The organism is Pseudomonas sp. LBUM1658 (genome assembly GCF_059716055.1).
This window is the reverse complement of record NZ_CP166798.1, coordinates 5,375,635-5,391,183: the sequence shown is the minus strand read 5'-3', so window position 1 is coordinate 5,391,183 and position 15,549 is coordinate 5,375,635. Positions and strand designations below refer to the sequence as shown.

Here is a 15,549-nt window from a genome sequence, read left to right as displayed (position 1 = left end):
TGGAATCGCGGGATCAATCAACAGTCAACGGCTCGCTGAATTGGCGTTATCCTGCGGTCTTCGACTAAGCCGATATCGCCGAGCCTTTGATGCTGCACAAAAGCCTGATACGTCGCCTGGATCTGCTCACGCTGCAGTTGTTCGTTGCCGTTCACGAGGAGGGCACGCTGACTCGCGCTGCCGCCCGTGAGGCGATTGCGGTGTCGGCGGCGAGCAAGCGTCTGATGGAGCTTGAAGAGGCGCTGGGCATCAGCTTGTTCGTGCGCCAGGCCAAGGGCATGGCCCTGACAGCCGCTGGCGAAACCCTGTTGCATCATGCGCGGCAGATGCTGTTCAACGTCGAGAAAATGGGCCTCGAACTCGGTGAGCACAGCCACGGCGTGCGCGGCTATGTGCGGATGTTGGCCAACCTTTCGGCGATCATTCAGTTCTTGCCCGAAGACCTGCGGGACTTCTCCGAACGCCATCCGCAAGTCAAGACCGACCTTGAAGAACGTCCCAGCAATGGGGTGATTCAGGGAGTGCTGGATGGCGTGGCCGACCTCGGTATCTGTTCCAGTGACAGCGATACAAAAGGTCTGCACAGCGTGCCTTACCGGCAGGATAAGCTGGTGGTGCTGATGCGTCCGGATCATCCGTTGGCCATTGAGCATGAGCTGGCGTTTGCCGACACGCTGGACTTCGATTACGTCGGCCTGCACGCCGCCAGTTCGATCAACATGCGCACCCATGCAGCGGCGCGCAAGGCGGGCAAGGTGCTGCGCCTGCGGATTCATGTGCCGGGATTCGACGCCATGTGTCGCATGGTCCAGGCCAATATGGGCATCGGCATTCTGCCGCAGCGCGCCTATGAACTGTTTGGCCGGGCGCTGGGCCTGCACGCAGTGCCGCTGAGTGATGACTGGTCGGAACGCACGCTGATACTGGTGGTGCGCGATGAGGCGGCGTTGTCGCCAGTGAGTCAGTTGTTGTTTGAAGCTTTACGCGGGTCGGTTTGATAGCTTCGCTGACTGTTCTGGCCTCATCGCGAGCAAGCTCGCTCCTACATTAGATTTGCGGCGGGTAGAAAAATGGCGCCTGACTCGGTCCACTGTGGGAGCAACTGTCTTGATGATTTTTATTTTGACGGCATATCAAAAGACAGCTGCACTCCCACAGCGTTAGCTTCGTCCTCGCCTGGCACAAGCGCCGCGGCGGCGATCAGGTGTTGAGCTGGTTGAATGGGCAGATTGAAAAAGTAGTAGGGCGGGGTTGAAGGGAACTCGGCTTACCGCGTTTACCCAGCACTTGGCGGGAGCCGGCGAGTGTGGAAAACACGCAGGATCTGCAAGTGTCCATGGCGGACACGATAAGGAATCAAGTAGGGACGATCCGGCAGTACCCACTCTCGTGTGCCTGCCAAGCGACCTTCGCGGCCAATGGCAGGAAGTTGAGCAAGGTGTTCTACGCTGGCAAAGATGGCCTGGACGAATTCTGCGGCGGCAGTCGGGTTTTCCAGTGCGATGTAAGCAGCTTCGTCATCGAGATTTTTAAGTGCGGTACGCAGCCACTCAACGCGCATTGCCACCCCACTTGTCAGCTATCGCTTTCACTTCTTCGGGACTGGCGAAGTCACCAGCATCGGCTTCTTTCAGAGCTTGCTGTATCTCGTTGATTTGCCAAGCTTCGCGCGCCAGGTATTCACGCAAGGCATCAACGGCGAGAAAAGATTTACTGCGACCGGTCGCTTTTGCCAGATTGGCTAGGGTATCGGCCATTTCGTCAGGTAAACGCAAAGACATGACGGACATGATGGTCTCGGTGTAGTTATGTGTAATACAACATACTACATCGTCATAGGGGGCTTGGCGCCAGTCCCATTCGTCTCAAGTGTCGTGTGTCCTCGACCCGGATGATGTCGAGATGAAAATCCTCGTTTCTCACCCGCGCTTGCCGGACGGTATCCCGCAACCCGCCTGGCTTGCGCTAGAATCCGGGCCGTTCGCCCACCGATTGGGCATGGCGCTTGCTGAGAATCTTTGATGACACCCTCGCTGCTCCTGGCCGTACTGGCTTCCGGCTTTATCTATGGCATCACCCCCGGCCCTGGGGTGCTGGCGGTGTTTAGTATCGGTGCGGCCCGCGGGCGACGTGCCGGGGCAGGTTTTCTCTGTGGGCATTTGCTGGGCGATGTGGTCTGGTGCAGCACCGCGCTGATCGCCATCGTCGGCGCGCGGGAGATCGGCAGCACGGCGTTTGATGTGCTGGGTGTGCTCAGCGGGCTCTACCTCTTCTGGCTCGGCGCACGGGCGATTCGCGCCCGTCGCAGCAGCTCCGAAACACCTCAGGGTCCGGCGCGGCAACCGTTCTGGCACGGCATCATGTTCGGCCTGACCAACCCCAAAGCTTATCCGGTGGCCGTGGCGACCTTCACCGCGTTGCTCTCCAGCCGTGCCGAGTTATTGAGCTGGTCGATGCTGCCCTGGCTGATCTTCCTGAGTTTCGTTGGCGGGATCGTTGCATACGCTATTCTCATCGCAGTGGTCGGCGCACGGCGGGTGCGCAGGGTCTACCAACGGCATGAGCTGGCGATCACCCGGATTTGCGGGGTGATGTTCATCGGCTTTGCCATCAATGCCCTGCTGCATGCTGTGCCGGGGTTGTTAGCGAACAAGACTTGAGGCTGACTGCAGGGATGCGGCGGCAAAAATTAGCTCATCGGCAATCACCGTTGATCGGATCGAGGGATTGATACTCAGTGCTTCAATTTTAAGGGCAGTATCGATTCCTGATGGCAAGCAAGACCTCCGCGCCGCTGGCGAGCTACATCGACCTGTTATTGGATGCCGTGTGCGCGGTTGATGCAGAGGGCCGCTTCGTGTTTGTCAGTGCCGCTTGCGAACGTATCTTCGGCTACACACCGGAGGAGCTGATCGGCCAGCCGATGATCAATCTGGTGCATCCTGCCGATCGCGAGCGAACCTTGATGGCAGCCCGGGAAATCATGGACGGTCAACCCAAGCCGAACTTTGAGAACCGCTATCTGCGCAAAGACGGGCAAGTGGCGCACATCATGTGGTCGGCGCGCTGGTCGGAGGTCGATCAACTGCGCATCGCCGTGGCCCGGGACATCACCGAGCGCAAACTGGCCGAGTCCAAGCAGGCGGCGCTCTATGCAATTTCTGAAGCCGCCCATGCCGCCGAGGATTTACTGGCGCTGTTCGAGCATATCCACCGGATCATCGGCGAATGGCTGCCGGCGCTGAATTTCTCCGTGGCGCTGTACGACGAACAATGCGGGCAGATCAGCTTTCCCTACCATGTCGACGACCATGAGCAATGTCCTGGCACCGCGGGTACGGCGACCGGCAGCCTGTGCGCCGAGGTGATTCGCAGTGGCCAGCCGATCCTGATGACCCCTGATGACTACGGTCCGCTGCCCGAGTTCCTGGAACTGATCAGGGGGCAGGACTCCCCTTGCTGGCTGGGGGTGCCGCTGAACTCTCAGAAGGGCACCATCGGTGCGCTGATCGTAAAAAGCACGCCCGGTGGCGAGCGTTACACCGAGCAGGACAAAGAATTGCTGCAATACGTGTGCGCGCAGGTTGCGGCGGCCATCGAGCGCAAACAGCTGCTAGCCCGGCTGCAGTACATGGCGCAGTACGATCAATTGACCCATCTGCCTAACCGGGTGTTGCTTCACGAGCGGGTGAACGATTCGCTGGCGCGGGCCAGAAAAGAGCCTGGACGCATGGCGCTGCTGTACGTCGACCTCGACAAGTTCAAGCAGGTCAACGACACCTATGGGCACGGGGTTGGCGACCTGCTGCTGCAAGCCATCGCCAATCGGCTCAAGGGCTGTGTGCGCGAAACCGATACGGTGGCGCGCATCGGCGGCGATGAGTTCGTGGTCCTGCTCGACAGCATTCAAGAGGCGCAGGATGCCAGCATCGTCGACGCTAAAATTCGCCACGTACTCAACCAGCCACTGCGACTGGATGGCCACAGCCTGAGTGTCCAGGCGAGCATTGGCATCGCGCTCTACCCCGAGCACGGCAGTCAAGAAGAACAGCTGTTCAAACATGCCGATGAGGCGATGTATGAGGTCAAGCGAGCTCAGCGAATACTCGCCTGATTCAATCGTCAGGCAGTCCCTGTACCTGTCCCATTCAACGCCAAAGCCCGGTCACTGATCGGGCTTTGGCGTTTTATAGGCACCGTTCGTCGCGGCAGACGCAACTTTTCTAAACCTTTGTGGCCGTAAAAATTCAGATTCTATGCGGGCCCTGCTCGCTGCAATCAATCATAAGAGGAAGAGAATCATGCCTACCTCAAAAACCCCGAACATGGGAAGCACCGCCAACGACCGTAACAAGGCTTCTGAAGCCGGCCGTAAAGGCGGGAAAACCACAACCTCCAACGTCGATAAAGAAAAAGGCGAAGCCGGTCGCAAAGGTGGTCAAACCCCCCCAGGAAGTGGCCGCAGCTAACCAGTGATCGAGAGGCGGGGGCGCAAGCTCCCGCTTGAATTTTTTAAGGAGGCACAATCAATGAGCCGGATAACCAGCCGATTCCGCACCGCCAGTTTCGCCGTGCTGCTGGGACTTGGCGCCAGCAGTGCCTTTGCCCAAACGCCTGCCGAATTCATCAACGAAGCCTCTGCCAAAGGCATCGCCGACATCGAAGCCAGCCGCCTGGCCCATCAGAAAACCTCCTCCAAAGATGTCAAGGACTACACGATCCAGGTGATCAACGACCGCACCACGGCCAACCAGCATCTGGCGAAAATTGCCAAAAAACTCGAGCTGCCGATTGCCGGCAGAGAAGAAGTGGTGAACAAGGCCAAGACCCTGATGCCCGATGTCCAGGAAGGCGAGGCGTTCGATGAGGCCTATGCCGCCAGTCAGGTGAAATCCACCGAAGAGGCCATCCAGCAGTTGCAACAGGAAGCTCAGACTACTCAGGTGCCTGAAATAAAATCCTTCGCCGAAGAAACCCTGCCCAAGCTCGAATACCATTTGCAAAGAGCCAGGGAGTTGCAAGCCAGCCGATAAGGCTTGATCAGATTTCGCATGTTGGCCGGGCTCATCCCCGCGCCAACTGGCCCTCTCAAGGAGACGCACCATGTCGACTCGCCGAGAACCCAATCAATATGCGATGCAGAACCCGCTGACCCAATACCCGCAACCCGAATTTCCCGATCAGCCGCAGTCTGCGCCCGGCATCGATCAAGACATGATTCCGCAACCCGATCACGGTGAGCACAGCTACCAGGGCTTCGGTCGACTCGCCGGGCGCAAGGCGCTCATTACCGGTGGCGACTCGGGCATCGGTCGTGCCGCCGCTATCGCCTTTGCCCGCGAAGGGGCCGATGTGGCGATCAACTACCTGCAGGTGGAGGAGCGGGATGCGCGGCAGGTCATCGAATTGATCGAAGCCGAGGGGCGCAAAGCGGTTGCGATTCCCGGTGACATCCGCGACGAAGCGTTCTGCAAAAAACTGGTCAGCACGGCGAATGAAAAACTCGGTGGTCTCGACATCCTGGTCAACGTTGCCGGTAAACAGGTCGCGCAAAAAGCCATCGCCGAGATCACCACCGAACAGTTCGATGCCACGCTGAAAACCAATATCTATGCGATGTTCTGGATCTGCAAAGCCGCACTACCGCTGATGCCGCCGGGGGCGACAGTGATCAACACCGCGTCGATCCAGTCTTATGACCCCTCGGCCACCTTGCTCGACTATGCCACCACTAAAGCGGCGATCGTCGCCTTCACCAAGGCCCTGGCCAAGCAAGTGATCGAGAAGGGGATTCGGGTCAACGCGGTCGCCCCGGGTCCGATCTGGACCGTGCTGCAACCCAGCGGTGGCCAGCCCCGGGAAAAAATCCCGACCTTTGGTGGCCACACCCCGATGAAACGCCCCGGCCAGCCGGCCGAATGTGCGCCGTTGTATGTGCTTCTGGCCTCGCAGGAGTCCAGCTACATCACCGGCGAAGTCTTCGGTGTGACCGGTGGCAATCCGCTACCTTGAGCAACTGTGACAGAGGCCTGCGAGTCGCCGAAAGCCACCCGCAGGCCGCTGCTCAGCACTGATTCCAATCCTGTTTTGGCTTTTCATTAGGGGCAGTGCCGTCCAGCGATTTCGCTTCGTCTTCACCCATTTTCCGGTACTGCTTCCTGAGCGCCTCCAATTGCTTGAGGTCCAGCCCTTCCAGGCCCAGCATTGCGTTCTGCGCATCCTCGGTGACCCGCAGCAATTCATCGACCTTCAGGTGCAGGATATCGGTATCGCGGTTTTGCGTGTTCTGAATCAGGAACACCATCAGGAAGGTAATGATCGTGGTCGAGGTGTTGATGATCAGTTGCCAGGTGTCATTGAAATGGAAAATCGGGCCACTCAGTCCCCAGAGGAAAATCAAGGTGATTGCGCCCAGAAAAGTCTTTGGGCTGCCCGCCCACAGGGCCAGTTTCTGTGAGATTTTTGCGAACTTCATAGCCGTGTTCCTTATTGGGATGCGCCTGATTTTCAGACAGCGACGGCTACGCGGAATTTCTTTTTACAACGCGACATTCAATCAAACTGACGCTTGTCGCCAAGCGGACTAAAAGTCGCAACCATTTGCTTCCAAACCGGGTCACAACTCAAAGTCCCCTACACCGGAGCACCCTCATGAACATCGCCCGCGCCCTCTGCCTCACCTGCTGCCTGTTTGCCCTGCAAGGCTGCTTCGACAACTCGGACAACGAAACCAAAGACAACACCGACGGCACCAAATCCTCGGTGCAGATGCAGGAGTCGGGTGACGATAAATAGGTGGAGGATGTCCCAAAAGATCGCAGCCTGCGGCAGCTCCTACGCCGACTATGTTTCACCCGCAATATGTGGCAGGTGTACGCAAAACCCCTGTAGGAGCTGCCGCAGGCTGCGATCTTTGCGATCTGGCATACGCCGGCGAGTCTCCTACAAGAAGTCACGGTCACACGTACAATATAGAAAACCGGCAGGAGCCGGTTATTTAAAAAAGCCTTCAACTCGCCAGCTTCACCTCAACCCCCCAACTGAAGTAACCCACCACCTCGCACCTAGTGTTAACCACCATAAAACTCAACTCGCACTTCTCCACACCAGCGGCCAATTGTTTGCATTGCCAGTAGTGGTCATCAGCGTTGTGGCTGACCGGTTGGGTTGGATTCTCGGGGTTGGGCGCTGGCAAGGTCAGGCCGCTGTGGACGATCAGCTGTGGGGGCGAAAGCACGCCGGCATCGCCCAGCGTAATCTCGTAAAGCACCACGCTGTGTTCAGCCTGAAGACCTACGGTACGGCCACGGATGCGGAAGGTATTTCCGTTGATACTGTTGAGTGTAATTATACTGTCATTTTTAACGGTTGTTTTGGTGTGAGTACCCCCCGCGACGAAGATGAATCCGTCTTCAATCAACGTCGGGTTATCCGGTTCAAGGCTGGGTTGCGGGTAACGTGACAGCAAGGTTTCAGCGTCGACAATAAGCAACACATGGTTGCTGGGTTCAGCGCTATCTGAAGGGGAGACCAGCTTGTCTGTGGACATCACGGATTCCTTTCATGATGTTGGCGAGTTGCGACAACCGCTCCGGCTCACGCAAGACATCCAGTTCCAGACGGGGCGGCAACGAGATCGGAAAGCCCCTTGTCGCCAAGGGGCCGTCAACGTCAGTTACGGATAGTAATGAACGGATCCCACGAGCAGCAGCCGACGACCTGGCAGTCGCGATCCACGATCAGGAAGTGGAAGTGGTACGTCACGCTGCCGCAGGACAGGGTTTCCGAAGACCAGTAATGGTTATCGACTTTCTGGCAGCTGGGGACGGACGGATTGCTGGTGTTGGGGACCGCGACGCAGGCGGTAGCCTTGCGCGGCGTGGGTGTCGAGATCAGTTCATTGCCCTGGTTACCGATGAACTTGTAGAAAATAACCGCGGTTTCAAAGCTCTGCGACAGGCTGGTTTCGCGCCAGCGAATCAGGTCGCCGACCTGGGCCTTCAAATTGAGTTCGCCACCGGCCTGGCCACTGACCACGTTGTTCTGGTTGGTGACCATGTACACATGGTTGACGTCGATAAGCGTCGGCGAAGCGGGGTTCTTGCTGATGTTCGGGTAGTTTTTCAGAATGGTTTCTGTATCGATAGAGACCAACACATCCGTGACTCTGGACATCATAAAGCTCCTTTTCATAGTGATCGCCTGGCATCAACCAGACGCGACAGCACAAACTCCATTGCGGCTGTTGTAACTTCACACTACTAATGGAACCCAGCGATTACAGGGTACGAGCTGGCCTGGCTCCTGCCTTGAATACGACGGTCCGGGTTCCTTCCAACAGGCCGCGGTAGGACTATAGGTCGCAAATCGAGGCTGTCAAAACAGACGGCTGTAAGCTCGACGAATGGTACGATTTCCGACTAATTGGAAATTAAAAAACCATGATCGAGAGCGGTTTTGTAAGTTGTGTGAATCAGAAAGAAACATCCCGATGTCACGTTTTACCACCCGCGTCGCAAAGCCCGACGCAAATTGCCATCTTCAGCGCCGGACCTGACTCAACCCTTACGACCTTGGCGTAATCACCTTCACCACATCATCAACCACCGCCTTGCTCATCTCGAGTTGCTGCAAGTTTGGAGGCAAGAGGAAATCTTGCCCTGATATTCGGGTGGTCAGCGATCAAATCGAAAGTAACAATTAACTTAGGAAACTCTGAAAAAGACTTCCATCTCTGGTGAAATACCCATCTCACACGAATCGAACGGTTGAGCCCCGATGAAACAGATGTCCTTCGCCGATGCCGAGTATGCCGGTAAACGTAAGCAGACCCGCCGCGAGCGCTTCCTGATCGAGATGGATCAAGTCGTGCCCTGGAAGGGTTTGATTGCCTTGATCGAACCGCATTATCCGAAGGGTGAAGGTGGTCGTCCGGCGTATCCGTTGCTGGCCATGTTGCGGGTTCATCTGATGCAGAACTGGTTCGGCTACAGCGATCCGGCGATGGAAGAATCGCTGTATGAAACGACGATCCTGCGCCAGTTTGCAGGGCTGCATCTGGATCGAATTCCTGACGAAACCACGATTCTCAACTTCCGCCGCTTGCTGGAGAAACATGAGCTGGCGGGTGGGATTTTGCAGGTTATCAACGGTTATCTGGGTGACCGTGGATTGATGTTGCGTCACGGAACGATCGTGGATGCGACGATCATTCATGCACCCAGCTCAACCAAGAATAAAGACAAGAAACGCGACCCCGAGATGCATCAGACCAAGAAAGGAAATCAGTACTATTTTGGAATGAAATCCCACATTGGCGTTGATGCGGATTCGGGCTTGGTTCATAGCGTTGTCGGTACTCCCGCCAACGTGGCGGACGTGACACAAGTGGATCAATTGCTTCACGGAGAAGAAGTTCACGTCTGTGGCGATGCCGGTTACACCGGGGTGCAGAAACGCCCAGAACATCAGGATCGCAAGATGATTTGGTCGATTTCTGCCCGGCCCAGTTCGTACAAAGAGCATGGCAAAGACACGGTGATCGGTAGCGTGCTACGCGGGATTGAGTATGCGAAAGCGCAAGTCAGAGCCAAGGTTGAGCATCCGTTTCGAGTGATCAAGCGCCAGTTTGGCTATACGAAAGTGCGCTTTCGTGGTCTGGCGAAAAACATCGCTCAGCAGACGACGTTGTTCGCCTTGTCGAACCTGTGGATGGTGCGAAAACGATTGTTGAATGCAGGAGAGGTGCGCCTGTAATGCGGGCTAATCGCCCTGAAACAGCGCGATTAGAGGAAAAATCATGAATTAAAGAGTGGAAAGGTCCGATTTTCGACCGAATCAGCGTTTTTTGAACCTCTCACAGAGAGGGCATCAAAAATCGGTGGGTACTTCAGACCTTCCCTTACTGGGGTATTTGGATTTCCGGGGTACTTTTTAAGTTCAGAGCATTGTCGTGCCTGCTATTACTGTCAGGCGTGAGGTTGCCTTGGTTCGTCAGACTTAATTAACGAAGGCCATAACATAATTACCCCAATCCCAAGGGAATCAGGAGCTTCATGACATGGATAGCAACCCTTTAATAACAACCGAACGCCATCATGGTGTCCTACAGAAACTGTCGCTTCATCTGCTGACGGGGGCAGTCGTCACTTTAGCGCTGATGATGGGAGCTGCCAGCGCCTACGCCGCTGCTACCACGACCATCGGGCCGTCGTTGGAGATCAAGTCGATACCGGCAGGCGATAGCACTTGGTCCTATTACGAGGGAGGAGAGGGGCCCACCTTATTGCTCGTCCATGGTTTTTCTTCAAACAAGGATGTCTGGCTTTCACTCGCGCAGAAGCTGGTCACGCGTTTCCATCTCATCATTCCTGACCTGCCAGGCTGGGGCGAATCGACACGCATTGAAAATGGAAACTACGACATAGATGCACAGGCGGCGCGGCTTGATGCATTCATTCTTGCGCTCGACTTGCAAAACGTCGTGTTGGTCGGCCACTCCATGGGTGGCGCGATCGCAGGTGCCTATGCGGTTGACCGCCAAGGCCGGGCCAACCGGTTGGCCCTGCTTGGTCCGCAGGGCTTGAGTTTCGACGAGAACGACTTCATTCGCGATCTGGACGCCGGCAAGAATCCGTTTGTGTACGACGATCGCGCAGGCGTTGAGCGCACGGCGGACCTCGTGTATCTAAATCCTCCCGTTATGACGAATCAGCAAGTGGACGCAGCCATTGCAGGCAATCGGGTAAATCGAAATTTCATTGAAACCACCCTCAAACAGATCCGTAACCCAACGCAATGGCTTGCACTCGATTCCCGTTTGGGAAAGATGTCCTTGCCAGTGCTGGGAATTTGGTGCCGTGAGGACAAAGTGATTGATATCTCGGCTTCGGAAACCTTGCGAAGCGGACTTGCCGACAATCGATTGAAGGATAATTTCACTCTTGAAGGCTGCAATCATTTACCGATGATTGAGCGCCCAGGAGAAACAGCAAAAATTCTTACCGACTTTGTTATCGGGAATTGAGGCTTTCTCGGGAGAGACCGGCTTTCTCGGCAATCTCGGCCATACCACCTCGAGCCTCTACCACGTGACGGAGTGCGGCGAGGAAGCCGACTTCACCTGCTTCTTCGTCAAGTTCTTCGAATGCAACCCAAAGATATTCAGCGGCAAACTCTGGATCTTTACGGATCATTTCGACGACAGCCTCATCGTGGCTACGTGTTCTGCTCATGGCTTTCTCCTCTGATAATCGCCAGCCTTGTCGATGGGGAACGCGCGCTGAGGCCTGTCTCTTGTCAGTATCCAAGATACTTGGTCGTATCGATATCAACTACAGCCCAAGTGCAGCCGGCGTATTGCGGATTGGCCGCATGAACGGTGACGTCATTGGCTGGGGGGATCGGAGCACCGTCCTCAGCCAGGATTTCGAAGTGACCTTCGATGGCTTCCTGAGCCATGAGAATCACATTGTCTTGATTGTCGCAGGCTGAAAAGCAACCAGGAACATCAGGCACTTCGATGCCCCAAGCGTGCCCGTCATTGCTTATTGAAATGGCAATTGGATAAAGCATATTCGTGTTTTTTCCATGGTCGGTGATTAGCGTTGAAGGGGAGAAGTGTAGAGGTGAAAGAGGGGGGGCGGGGAGACGGGAAAAGAGACTACGATGGGTTTCTGTATTTCTGAATCTTTCGAAACGTTAGCGCAGTCGTACGTTCTGGGTCAGATTTTCGACAGGACTCAATATACGTTGGTTGCGCTGGCGCCTTCGCGGGCAAGCCCGCTCCCACAGGTATTGCGCAGGCCTTGTGGGAGCGGGCTTGCCCGAAATCGATATTTCAATCCATCAAAGCAGCCGTGGCTGATTCTTAAGAGAAAGTGCAGGCGTTGTTGGCAGCGTCCATTGCACCTGCCTAGGCTCAAGCTTCCACAAGAAACATAACGTGAGGTGCGTCATGAACCTGAAAATCTTGAGCTACACGGTGATAGCCCTTGTGCTGTCAGGCTGCGTCTCTTCGGGTGGCGCTCCCACAAAACCCGTCCCCCCCGCTGCCAAGGCTCTGAATGACGCTCAGATCCGAAGTGCTTTTATCGGGAACAAGCTCAACAATGTTCAAAAACCCACGTCGATGAGCTTTAACGCTGATGGAACGGAGATCTTCCAGCGCTCTGGCGCGAAACCTCAAACGCTATACTGGACCGTCAATGACGGGGTTCTTTGCTTCGCGGCAACGGGATTACGTACTGAGTGTTATCGAGTGAAAGCACATAACAAAGATTACTGGTTCGTTGAGCCAGACAGCGGAGAACCGCGTTATCAATACACCCTGACTCCCCAGTGAGGCGCGGTAAGGATAGCGGGAATTTTTTCGGCGGCTTTGCAGCGATTGCCCGAATGAGATCGGTCTACCCGTCAGCACAAAGAACCAAACCGACAGGAGCGCACGATGAGTTGGTCTGCCAAGCAATATGTTGCGTTTGAAGATGAGCGCACGCGTCCGGCACGTGATCTGCTGGCCGCTGTACCCACGATGCAAGCCCGTTCCGTCATCGATATCGGGTGCGGCCCCGGTAATTCAACAGAGTTATTGGCGGCGCGCTTTCCAGATGCAACGGTCCGCGGGCTGGACAGTTCGCCCGACATGATCGAAGCCGCCCGCAAGCGCCTGCCGAATGTTCAGTTCGACACGGTGGCCATCGAAGCGTGGGATGAGCCAGGTCCGTTCGATGTGATTCTGGCCAACGCCGTTCTGCAATGGGTGCCTGACCATACGACCCTGCTGCCGTCCCTTGCGGCTCGGCTCGCTCCGGGTGGCAGTCTGGCCATTCAGATGCCGGATAACCTCGACCAACCCGCCCACCGCCTGATGCGCGAAACGGCAGCCCAAGGCCCATGGGCCGACAAGCTCGCCGGCGCCGCTGGCCAGCGTCCGGCGATGGCCGATGCAAACAGCTACTACGGATTGTTGCGTTCAAGCTGTGCCCGGGTGGACGTGTGGCGCACCACCTACCATCACCCCCTCGCGGGCGCCGCTGCGGTGGTGGAGTGGTTCAAGGGCAGTGGCTTGCGGCCCTTTCTTGAACCACTCGACGAAGCTGAGCGTGAGGAGTACCTGATGCGCTATACCGCGGCGATCGAACGGGTCTATCCGGTGTTGGCTGATGGCGAGGTACTGCTGCCCTTTCCACGGATGTTTATTGTGGCGACGCGGTAACAGCAGCACTTGAACGGCGCCCACAAAAAAACCGGCCACGTGGGCCGGTTTTTTGTTGTCTCTGCATCCCCCGTCAAACCATCGCGACGTTGGACTCAATAAAGTGGAGCGGGTGGCGGGAATCGAACCCGCGTGATCAGCTTGGGAAGCTGGAGTAATACCATTATACGACACCCGCTCAGAGCGGCTGACTTTGTACCAGATGTGGGCGGGGATTTGAAGTTTTTCTTTGTGTTTTACGCGGATTTTTACGGATAGCGGCGAGCAACCTTCAGTCGTCGACGGCGGCTGGGGTCAGCGCTGACGATTGGTGCAGAGGTGAAATGACGACCGCATTGCGGTCTTTCGCGGGAAAGCCACGCTCCTGCAGGTGTTGCGTGATTCCTGAGAGCGCTAGCTGACCCGCGATGACGCTATTTCAAATGGCCAATGCATGGTGGTCCTGGACGTACTGGTAACGCGGTCGGTTTTCGTGTTGGGCCGGTTTCAGGAAACCCAGCAAGGCGTTGCGGCTGTCTCGGCAGGCTGACTTGTGTTCCATGTCGAGAAAGTGCCCGGTGGCCTGGAGGGTGCTGAAGGTGCTGTGCTGCACGTGGTTGCCAAAGATTCGCGCGTCGGCGGCGGCGGTGTACTCGTCCCATTCACCATTCATGAACAGCACCGGTATGTCGATTTTCTTTGCGGCGTTGATGTAGCACAGGCGATCGCTGTTGAGCACGTTGCTGATGTGGAAGTGCATCTGCCCGTATTCGTGCTCGGCCAGGGTGCTGACGTGGCGGTAGTTGAAGCGCTTGAACAACGACGGCAGGTGTTTGCCGATGGTGCTGTTCACCAGGTTGCCGACCCGGTCGCCATCCCGGCTGCCAAGATAGTCGACACCGCGTTCGAGGTAGTCGCGCATCGGTTCGTTGATCACTGGGGAGAACGAACTGATCACGGCTTTTTCGATGCGCCGTGGACGGTGTGCCAGGGCGACCAGGGTCGCGGCGCCGCCCCATGAGAACGACATCACATGATCGGCGGCGAAGTGGTCGATCAGCTCCAGGAGAATCTGCCCTTCGACTTCCTTGGTGAGCATTTTCTCATGCAGGTTGTGGGCTTTGGACTTGCCCGCGTAGGGCTGATCGTAAAGCACGACGTTGAACTGCGGGTGCAGGTTCTTCACGGTCTGGGCAAACGATGCAGTGGTGGCCAATGAGCCGTTGACCAGAATGATGGTCTTTTCTGCGGCGTCTGCGCGATAGAACTCCGTGTAAACCCGGTACTGACCCTGTATGTCCAGCACAGCGATTTCTGGCCTCATGTCATAAGACTCCTGGCAAGCGTGTATGCGCGCAATGAGATTGCACGAACTTTGTGACAGGTAGGCATACGCCTGGAATTTAGAGGCCCATGTCGATCCGTTACAGCCTGGTCGACGGGTATTGTTATTGGCGGGCAGTCTGTCGGGGGAGGTGGAGTCTTGAGGCTCTCTGCCGACAAAAAGTTTCTTAGAAGTATGTTGGTGACTCATCGGTCACAATTCGGCCGACGGCTTGATTCAAGCAGGGTGCGACTCATCCTGCAAGTGCCGTTGGTGAGTTGATCGGCAACTTTCTGCTGAATGGTAGTGACTTGGCAGCGGGTTTTAGATGTGCTGGATTTCTTCGGCCGTCAGCGGGCGGTATTCGCCGGGTGCGAGGGCGTCGTCGAGCACCAGCGGCCCCATGCGTTCCCGATGCAGGCGCAGGACTTTATTGTTGAAGTGGCCAAACATCCGTTTCACCTGATGGTAGCGGCCCTCGACGATGCTCAACCGCGCGGATTTTGCCCCCAGCACGAGCAGTTCAGCCGGCTGGGTGGTGAGGTCTTCGAAGGCGAAGTACAAGCCTTGAGCGAAAGTCTGTGCGTACTCGGGGCCGATCTGCTGTTCGGTTTCGACGTAGTAGATCTTCGCCAGTTTGGTCTGCGGCTGGGTCAGGCGACGCGACCAGCTGCCGTCGTTGGTGATCAACATCAGGCCAGTGGTGTTGAAGTCCAGCCGCCCGGCGATGTGCAGTTCGTGCTTGTCCGGCTCATCCATCAGGTCGAGCACGGTCGAGTGTTCTGGATCGCTGGTGGCGCTGACGCAGCCCGGCGGTTTGTGCAGCATGAAGTAGCGCGGCGGCTTGCCGGCCTGCAGCACTTCATCGTCGCACTCGACGCGGCTGAACTCACGCACATCGAAGTGCGGGTCGCTGACGACCTGGCCGTCGACCTTGATCCGCCGTTCCACCAGCAACAAGCGCACTTGTTTGCGGTTGAAGCGGGGCAGGTTGCTGAGGAAACGGTCAACGCGCATGACTATCGGCAGA

At 56.6% G+C, this 15,549-nt stretch carries 19 protein-coding genes, 1 tRNA gene and 1 pseudogene; 11 read left to right on the top strand and 10 right to left on the bottom strand.

The features are described 5' to 3' along the window. Window positions 1-89 precede the first annotated feature (89 nt). Window positions 90-998 (top strand): LysR family transcriptional regulator, encoded by a 909-nt coding sequence (locus tag ACA064_RS24845; protein WP_497670493.1) that lies wholly within the window; start codon window positions 90-92, stop codon window positions 996-998. Window positions 999-1,276: 278 nt separating this feature from the next. On the opposite strand, the gene ACA064_RS24840 is transcribed toward ACA064_RS24845, so the two are convergent. Together ACA064_RS24840 and relB are read right to left on the bottom strand one after the other, a co-directional pair. Further along, the gene (locus ACA064_RS24840) at window positions 1,277-1,561 is read right to left on the bottom strand and encodes a type II toxin-antitoxin system RelE/ParE family toxin (RefSeq protein WP_497670492.1); all 285 of its coding nucleotides are present in this window, start codon (window positions 1,559-1,561) and stop codon (window positions 1,277-1,279) included. Further along, entirely contained in the window at window positions 1,551-1,790 is a 240-nt protein-coding gene (gene relB / locus ACA064_RS24835; protein WP_497670491.1) for a type II toxin-antitoxin system RelB family antitoxin, read from the bottom strand. The genes ACA064_RS24840 and relB overlap by 11 nt, the downstream gene beginning before the upstream one ends. A 231-nt stretch (window positions 1,791-2,021) precedes the next feature. Between relB and ACA064_RS24830 the strand changes: the two genes are divergently transcribed. The 5 genes from ACA064_RS24830 (at window position 2,022) to ACA064_RS24810 (ending at window position 6,012) form a co-directional block, all read left to right on the top strand. Further along, window positions 2,022-2,660, top strand: a complete 639-nt coding sequence (locus ACA064_RS24830; RefSeq protein ID WP_497670490.1) for a LysE family translocator — start codon at window positions 2,022-2,024, stop codon at window positions 2,658-2,660. 110 nt (window positions 2,661-2,770) lie between these two features. Next, window positions 2,771-4,114, top strand: a complete 1,344-nt coding sequence (locus tag ACA064_RS24825) for a diguanylate cyclase domain-containing protein (RefSeq protein WP_497670489.1) — start codon at window positions 2,771-2,773, stop codon at window positions 4,112-4,114. A 187-nt stretch (window positions 4,115-4,301) separates the two neighbouring features. Then, on the top strand, window positions 4,302-4,469 hold the full coding sequence (locus ACA064_RS24820; protein ID WP_497670488.1) for a con-10 family general stress protein: 168 nt from the start codon (window positions 4,302-4,304) through the stop codon (window positions 4,467-4,469). Window positions 4,470-4,529: 60 nt separating this feature from the next. After that, on the top strand, window positions 4,530-5,033 hold the full coding sequence (locus tag ACA064_RS24815) for a DUF4142 domain-containing protein (RefSeq protein WP_497670487.1): 504 nt from the start codon (window positions 4,530-4,532) through the stop codon (window positions 5,031-5,033). 70 nt (window positions 5,034-5,103) lie between these two features. Continuing rightward, window positions 5,104-6,012, top strand: a complete 909-nt coding sequence (locus ACA064_RS24810) for an SDR family oxidoreductase (protein WP_497670486.1) — start codon at window positions 5,104-5,106, stop codon at window positions 6,010-6,012. 52 nt (window positions 6,013-6,064) lie between these two features. Here the strand turns inward: ACA064_RS24810 and ACA064_RS24805 are convergent, their stop codons facing one another. Beyond that, window positions 6,065-6,475 (bottom strand): low affinity iron permease family protein, encoded by a 411-nt coding sequence (locus ACA064_RS24805; RefSeq protein ID WP_497670485.1) that lies wholly within the window; start codon window positions 6,473-6,475, stop codon window positions 6,065-6,067. Window positions 6,476-6,651: 176 nt separating this feature from the next. On the opposite strand from ACA064_RS24805, the gene ACA064_RS24800 reads away from it, so the two are divergent. After that, window positions 6,652-6,795, top strand: a complete 144-nt coding sequence (locus ACA064_RS24800) for a hypothetical protein (RefSeq protein ID WP_497670484.1) — start codon at window positions 6,652-6,654, stop codon at window positions 6,793-6,795. A gap of 214 nt (window positions 6,796-7,009) precedes the next feature. Here ACA064_RS24800 and ACA064_RS24795 read toward each other — a convergent pair whose 3' ends face one another. Together ACA064_RS24795 and ACA064_RS24790 are read right to left on the bottom strand one after the other, a co-directional pair. Further along, entirely contained in the window at window positions 7,010-7,549 is a 540-nt protein-coding gene (locus tag ACA064_RS24795) for an AidA/PixA family protein (protein WP_497670483.1), read from the bottom strand. A gap of 122 nt (window positions 7,550-7,671) precedes the next feature. Beyond that, a complete protein-coding gene (locus ACA064_RS24790) occupies window positions 7,672-8,175 on the bottom strand; it encodes an inclusion body family protein (RefSeq protein ID WP_497674321.1) in 504 nt (167 codons plus the stop codon). Between the two features lie 603 nt (window positions 8,176-8,778). Between ACA064_RS24790 and ACA064_RS24785 the strand changes: the two genes are divergently transcribed. Both ACA064_RS24785 and ACA064_RS24780 read left to right on the top strand, forming a co-directional pair. Further along, complete coding sequence (locus ACA064_RS24785) at window positions 8,779-9,756, top strand: IS5 family transposase (RefSeq protein ID WP_497669155.1); 978 nt, start codon at window positions 8,779-8,781, stop codon at window positions 9,754-9,756. A 304-nt stretch (window positions 9,757-10,060) separates the two neighbouring features. Continuing rightward, entirely contained in the window at window positions 10,061-11,026 is a 966-nt protein-coding gene (locus tag ACA064_RS24780; RefSeq protein WP_497670482.1) for an alpha/beta hydrolase, read from the top strand. On the opposite strand, the gene ACA064_RS24775 is transcribed toward ACA064_RS24780, so the two are convergent. Together ACA064_RS24775 and ACA064_RS24770 are read right to left on the bottom strand one after the other, a co-directional pair. After that, on the bottom strand, window positions 11,013-11,234 hold the full coding sequence (locus tag ACA064_RS24775; RefSeq protein ID WP_497670481.1) for a helix-turn-helix domain-containing transcriptional regulator: 222 nt from the start codon (window positions 11,232-11,234) through the stop codon (window positions 11,013-11,015). The genes ACA064_RS24780 and ACA064_RS24775 overlap by 14 nt on opposite strands. Window positions 11,235-11,304: 70 nt before the next feature. After that, a pseudogene (locus tag ACA064_RS24770) lies at window positions 11,305-11,574 on the bottom strand (type II toxin-antitoxin system HicB family antitoxin); the annotation flags it as partial. A 382-nt stretch (window positions 11,575-11,956) separates the two neighbouring features. Between ACA064_RS24770 and ACA064_RS24765 the strand changes: the two are divergent. Together ACA064_RS24765 and tam are read left to right on the top strand one after the other, a co-directional pair. Beyond that, a complete protein-coding gene (locus ACA064_RS24765; RefSeq protein ID WP_497670480.1) occupies window positions 11,957-12,343 on the top strand; it encodes a hypothetical protein in 387 nt (128 codons plus the stop codon). Window positions 12,344-12,448: 105 nt separating this feature from the next. Then, a complete protein-coding gene (gene tam, locus ACA064_RS24760; RefSeq protein ID WP_497670479.1) occupies window positions 12,449-13,216 on the top strand; it encodes a trans-aconitate 2-methyltransferase in 768 nt (255 codons plus the stop codon). A 104-nt stretch (window positions 13,217-13,320) separates the two neighbouring features. Here tam and ACA064_RS24755 read toward each other — a convergent pair. The 3 genes from ACA064_RS24755 to ACA064_RS24745 all read right to left on the bottom strand — a co-directional run bounded on the left by ACA064_RS24755 (window position 13,321) and on the right by ACA064_RS24745 (window position 15,536). Beyond that, a tRNA-Gly gene (locus tag ACA064_RS24755) sits at window positions 13,321-13,394 on the bottom strand. Window positions 13,395-13,634: 240 nt separating this feature from the next. Next, window positions 13,635-14,519 (bottom strand): alpha/beta fold hydrolase, encoded by an 885-nt coding sequence (locus tag ACA064_RS24750; RefSeq protein WP_497670478.1) that lies wholly within the window; start codon window positions 14,517-14,519, stop codon window positions 13,635-13,637. Between the two features lie 324 nt (window positions 14,520-14,843). Continuing rightward, window positions 14,844-15,536: a pseudouridine synthase gene (locus tag ACA064_RS24745; protein WP_497670477.1), complete on the bottom strand. Its 693-nt coding sequence runs from the start codon at window positions 15,534-15,536 to the stop codon at window positions 14,844-14,846. Between the last annotated feature and the right edge of the window lie 13 nt (window positions 15,537-15,549).

What these genes read in the sequence shown, in the direction of transcription:
- ACA064_RS24795 (WP_497670483.1), bottom strand. Translation starts at nt 7,549, where the DNA reads ATGTCCACAGACAAGCTGGTCTCCCCTTCAGATAGCGCTGAACCCAGC.
- ACA064_RS24805 (WP_497670485.1), bottom strand. Translation starts at nt 6,475, where the DNA reads ATGAAGTTCGCAAAAATCTCACAGAAACTGGCCCTGTGGGCGGGCAGC.
- ACA064_RS24785 (WP_497669155.1), top strand. Translation starts at nt 8,779, where the DNA reads ATGAAACAGATGTCCTTCGCCGATGCCGAGTATGCCGGTAAACGTAAG.
- ACA064_RS24830 (WP_497670490.1), top strand. Translation starts at nt 2,022, where the DNA reads ATGACACCCTCGCTGCTCCTGGCCGTACTGGCTTCCGGCTTTATCTAT.
- ACA064_RS24825 (WP_497670489.1), top strand. Translation starts at nt 2,771, where the DNA reads ATGGCAAGCAAGACCTCCGCGCCGCTGGCGAGCTACATCGACCTGTTA.
- ACA064_RS24775 (WP_497670481.1), bottom strand. Translation starts at nt 11,234, where the DNA reads ATGAGCAGAACACGTAGCCACGATGAGGCTGTCGTCGAAATGATCCGT.
- tam (WP_497670479.1), top strand. Translation starts at nt 12,449, where the DNA reads ATGAGTTGGTCTGCCAAGCAATATGTTGCGTTTGAAGATGAGCGCACG.
- ACA064_RS24790 (WP_497674321.1), bottom strand. Translation starts at nt 8,175, where the DNA reads ATGTCCAGAGTCACGGATGTGTTGGTCTCTATCGATACAGAAACCATT.
- ACA064_RS24840 (WP_497670492.1), bottom strand. Translation starts at nt 1,561, where the DNA reads ATGCGCGTTGAGTGGCTGCGTACCGCACTTAAAAATCTCGATGACGAA.
- ACA064_RS24820 (WP_497670488.1), top strand. Translation starts at nt 4,302, where the DNA reads ATGCCTACCTCAAAAACCCCGAACATGGGAAGCACCGCCAACGACCGT.
- ACA064_RS24765 (WP_497670480.1), top strand. Translation starts at nt 11,957, where the DNA reads ATGAACCTGAAAATCTTGAGCTACACGGTGATAGCCCTTGTGCTGTCA.
- ACA064_RS24750 (WP_497670478.1), bottom strand. Translation starts at nt 14,519, where the DNA reads ATGAGGCCAGAAATCGCTGTGCTGGACATACAGGGTCAGTACCGGGTT.
- relB (WP_497670491.1), bottom strand. Translation starts at nt 1,790, where the DNA reads ATGTCCGTCATGTCTTTGCGTTTACCTGACGAAATGGCCGATACCCTA.
- ACA064_RS24800 (WP_497670484.1), top strand. Translation starts at nt 6,652, where the DNA reads ATGAACATCGCCCGCGCCCTCTGCCTCACCTGCTGCCTGTTTGCCCTG.
- ACA064_RS24815 (WP_497670487.1), top strand. Translation starts at nt 4,530, where the DNA reads ATGAGCCGGATAACCAGCCGATTCCGCACCGCCAGTTTCGCCGTGCTG.
- ACA064_RS24780 (WP_497670482.1), top strand. Translation starts at nt 10,061, where the DNA reads ATGGATAGCAACCCTTTAATAACAACCGAACGCCATCATGGTGTCCTA.
- ACA064_RS24810 (WP_497670486.1), top strand. Translation starts at nt 5,104, where the DNA reads ATGTCGACTCGCCGAGAACCCAATCAATATGCGATGCAGAACCCGCTG.
- ACA064_RS24745 (WP_497670477.1), bottom strand. Translation starts at nt 15,536, where the DNA reads ATGCGCGTTGACCGTTTCCTCAGCAACCTGCCCCGCTTCAACCGCAAA.
- ACA064_RS24845 (WP_497670493.1), top strand. Translation starts at nt 90, where the DNA reads ATGCTGCACAAAAGCCTGATACGTCGCCTGGATCTGCTCACGCTGCAG.